Below are 3622 nucleotides of genomic sequence, written 5' to 3'. Positions count from 1 at the left end.
TCGGCGACGGCGAGGAGGTGCTGGTCCGGGTGCACTCCGAGTGCCTCACCGGCGACGTCTTCGGCTCGGTGCGCTGCGACTGCGGCCCGCAGCTGTCTCAGTCGCCCGCTTCTTGATCTTGCGGCAGGTTGCTTGAAAGCCAACTGTAAGCGCGCCGTGAGCGGTGATGTGGAGGCTGGCTGCCGAAGGGGGCGGCAAGCAGGGGCACGCGTCTACGCCGTTGACGATATGAGTATGGTTCAAGATCAAGATCTGGCTCGGAAGTTCGTCCTGGGAAACGAAGACGCTCTTCGTGCAATTCACGACACCTATAGCGCTAGAATGCTCGCTGTCGCTGTCCGAATGCTCGCGGACCGTGAACTTGCGGCAGACGCGGTGCAGCAAGCTTTCTTGCAGGCCTGGCAAGCCCGATCTCGGTTCGACCCCGAGAAGCCGATTGAGCCGTGGCTATTCGCTATCACCCGTCGCACTTCTATCGACGTGTACCGCAAGAACGCTGATCGTAGCCGCTTCGTATCGCTCGATGGAGAATGGGCGAGCTACGTGGACCATCCGGTTACTGAAAGCAGCGAGGATGCTGCGATAAAACACTGGCTTACCTGGCAGGTCCGTGCGGCGGTAGAGAAGCTATCTGCATCAGACCAGCTCGTCGTCCGTCTCACATTTTTAGAGGATCGTCCTCACCAGGAGGTGGCCGACCTACTGCGTATACCCATTGGAACCGTCAAGTCAAGACTTTTCCGAGCGCAGCGCAAGTTGGCGACAATTCTTAGTGACCGGCGTCAGGTCGGCCAAGCCTGAGTACTACGTGAACTAAAGTGGTGGTTTAAAGGATAAGGCCCGACGGTCGTGGTCGTACCCGCCAGAAACCCTAGGCCGCAGTGGAGACGGGCTATGGACCTTGGGCCCCACGGAACCTGCGGCGCTGGGCCGCATAGAAGACGACAACGCCGGAGGGCTGGACTCGCCAGGCCACGCGGCGCTACCGGCAGGAGGAACTGTGGGTCGTTATGTCAGGGCAAATGGTTCGTCGTTATGGGTTGAAGAACGAGGGGTTGGCAGCGACACAGTTCTACTCATTTCAGGCTTGGGGGATCCGCTAGAGGCATGGTCGGCACAAGTTGACGGGCTAGCCAGTCATTACCGAATGGTTGCCTTCGATGCCCGTGGGGTCGGGCGCTCAGCGCTCGGCGCCGAACCTCTGTCCGTTTCGCTAATGGCTGACGACGCAGCGGAGATTCTGCGGGCTACCAACAGCAGCCGTGCTCACGTAGCGGGGTACTCTGGGGGAGGTCTTGTTGCTCAGGAGCTATGCATTCGTCATGCGGATCTCGTAAAAAGTTTAGTGCTCGTCGGTTCTTGGGCGAAGCCAGATCGCTACGCTCGGTCGATGGCGAAGTTTTGGCGATGGCTAGTCGAGTCGGCGCCGAGTGACAAAGATTTTCTCGAATTTTTTTATCTCTGGATATACAGCGCTCAGGCACACGAATCTGGACTTGTCGCGGAAGTTATAGACGAAACGCTTAAATTCCCTCATCCGTCATCTCCTGAGGCAATGAAGGAGGCGCTGGATGCGTTCATGTCCCACGACACACTGAGTCGGCTCAACGAGATAGCAGTTCCTACGCTGGTTCTTTCGGGCGAGAATGATATTGCCGTTCCTCCTCGCCACGGCAGGCAAGTCGCCGCCGGAATACCAACGGCTGAGTTCAGGCTCCTTGCAGGGGCGGCCCATCAGCCATTTCAGGAAGATCCAGCAACTTTCAATTCGACGGTAAGAGATTTCTGGGCTGAAGTGGACCGCTGAGATGCAACGTCATCGGGTGGATACCGAAATCGGGCGATCTGCTCGACCGCCACGCCGGCGTTACGAGATCGGGGCACGCACGACATCGTTGCCGAACTAACCGGGGTAGGGCTGGGGCACAGCGACATCCTCCTGGCCCGCCCGCAGGGCAAGACATCTCAGAGCGTTGACTCAAATTGTGAGTGATGTGTTGCTCAGGCCGTTGCGGGGTTGATCGCGATGGTGTACGGGAGGTGATCGAGTTGGGCGGTGGGGCAGCGCGTTGGCGGCCGGGTCGATGCGGTTGGGGAGTTGGTCGGCGCCGAGGTCGTGGGAGGTAGTCTGTGGGGCGACGATGTGCCAGATCGCGATGAGCGGGTGTGGGGGTTGCCGTGCGGCGCGGCGGCGCGTTTACCACCTCGGCTTGCGGCGATGCGCCGGAACTGCGCCTTGAGGTAAGCGTCCTTGCCGCGAACCGCGGACGGTGCCGGGAATGGTGGCCGCGTTCGTCAACGCGCTGATGTCGGCTGAGGCCGACGTCGTCTGGCGCGGGGTACGGCCAGCGCAGCGACGACCGCGTGAACAGGCGCAACGGCTACCGCAGCAGGGAGTGGGACACCCGCGCCGGCACGGTCGGGCTGGCCATCCCAAAACTACGCACCGGAACGTACTTCCCGGAATGGCTCCTGGAGTATCGCCGGAGCGCGGAGCAGGCCCTGGTGTCCGTCGTGGCCACGAGCCATCTGCTGGGAGTGTCGCCGCGGCGGGTGGAGAAGCTGGCCGAGCAACTGGGCGTGACCCGGCTGTCCAAGAGGCAGGTCTCGGAGATGGCCCAGACCCTGGATGCGCAGGTCGAGGCGTTCCGCAGCCGGCCCCTGGACTCGGCGCACTACACGTTCGTGTCGCTGGACGCGCTGACCATGAAGGTCCGGGCTCTGTCGCCGATCTTGTGACGCAGCCACGCGGTCACGCGGACAGAAGGGTGCGTTTGCGGAGCAGGTCGATGTTGGCCCGGCCGAACATCTGGCGTTTGAGCATCTTGATCCTGTTGATGCATCCCTCGACCGGGCCGGAGCTGAAGGGCAGGGTCAACCCGTTGCGGACGGCGTCGATATCGCGGCGCAGGTTGCGCGCGAAGGAAGCCAGCGGCGCGAGGCGATCGACCTCGACCGCGGCGATCCAGTCGTCGAGCCGGTGTCCCTCGAGTCTGACCATCATGGTGGCGAACTCCCTCACGTGGCCAGTGAGTCGACGCAGGTCGGCGTCGCGTCTGGTGATCGCTTTCAGGCTCTTGGTGTCGTCGGCCGTCAGGTGGTCGGGGTCGGTCATGATCCATGAGGTGACCTCGCGGACTGACGGCGGCCGCGGTCCGGGCTTGGGCGCCGGTCCAGAGGCGTGGCGGTAGCGGCGCAGGTAGCGCTGCACCGCCAATTCGCCGCCGCGGTAGCCGCGTGCTCTGATCTCGCGGAACAGATGAGTGGCGTTGTGTTCCCCCTCATTCCAGCGCTGGTGCAGGTACTCGACGTGCTCATCGACGATGCTGGCGCGCTGCTGGTTCTTGGCCAGCACGTCCTCGACGCAACGCGCGTTGGCAAACTTGCGCACGGTGGCCTGGTGCAGCTGCAGCTTGCGGCCGATCGCGGCCTTGCTCCAGCCCTGGCGATAGAGCTCCTGCACGGCTTCGTAATCACTGCGCAGCCGCGCGATGAGCTTGTTCTCCCGCGGTGGCTGCAGCACGGGCGGCGCCGCGGCCGGGACCGGCGCGGCGAGGTTGACCCGGAGAGTGTTCACGGTCTTCTCCACGGCCTGACCAAGGTTCTGCCACAGGTGGAAACG

3 protein-coding genes and 2 pseudogenes are annotated in these 3622 nt (G+C 62.8%); 4 read left to right on the top strand and 1 reads right to left on the bottom strand.

All coding sequences use genetic code 11. The features are described 5' to 3' along the window. The 4 genes and pseudogenes from AB0J67_RS39855 to AB0J67_RS39840 all read left to right on the top strand — a co-directional run. A pseudogene (locus tag AB0J67_RS39855) lies at positions 1-95 on the top strand (hypothetical protein); the annotation flags it as partial. Positions 96-228: 133 nt separating this feature from the next. Further along, entirely contained in the window at positions 229-801 is a 573-nt protein-coding gene (locus tag AB0J67_RS39850) for a sigma-70 family RNA polymerase sigma factor (RefSeq protein ID WP_363490811.1), read from the top strand. 199 nt (positions 802-1000) lie between these two features. Further along, on the top strand, positions 1001-1807 hold the full coding sequence (locus AB0J67_RS39845; protein WP_363490809.1) for an alpha/beta hydrolase: 807 nt from the start codon (positions 1001-1003) through the stop codon (positions 1805-1807). 472 nt (positions 1808-2279) lie between these two features. Further along, positions 2280-2718 (top strand): annotated as a pseudogene (locus AB0J67_RS39840) (transposase); the annotation flags it as partial. A gap of 34 nt (positions 2719-2752) precedes the next feature. Here AB0J67_RS39840 and AB0J67_RS39835 read toward each other — a convergent pair. After that, positions 2753-3622: transposase (locus AB0J67_RS39835; protein WP_363490807.1), on the bottom strand; the 870-nt coding region annotated here is incomplete at its 5' end.

Origin of the sequence: Catellatospora sp. NPDC049609, from assembly GCF_040675365.1 — a bacterium.
Classification (GTDB): domain Bacteria; phylum Actinomycetota; class Actinomycetes; order Mycobacteriales; family Micromonosporaceae; genus Catellatospora.
This window is presented reverse-complemented; position numbering and strand designations above follow the sequence as displayed.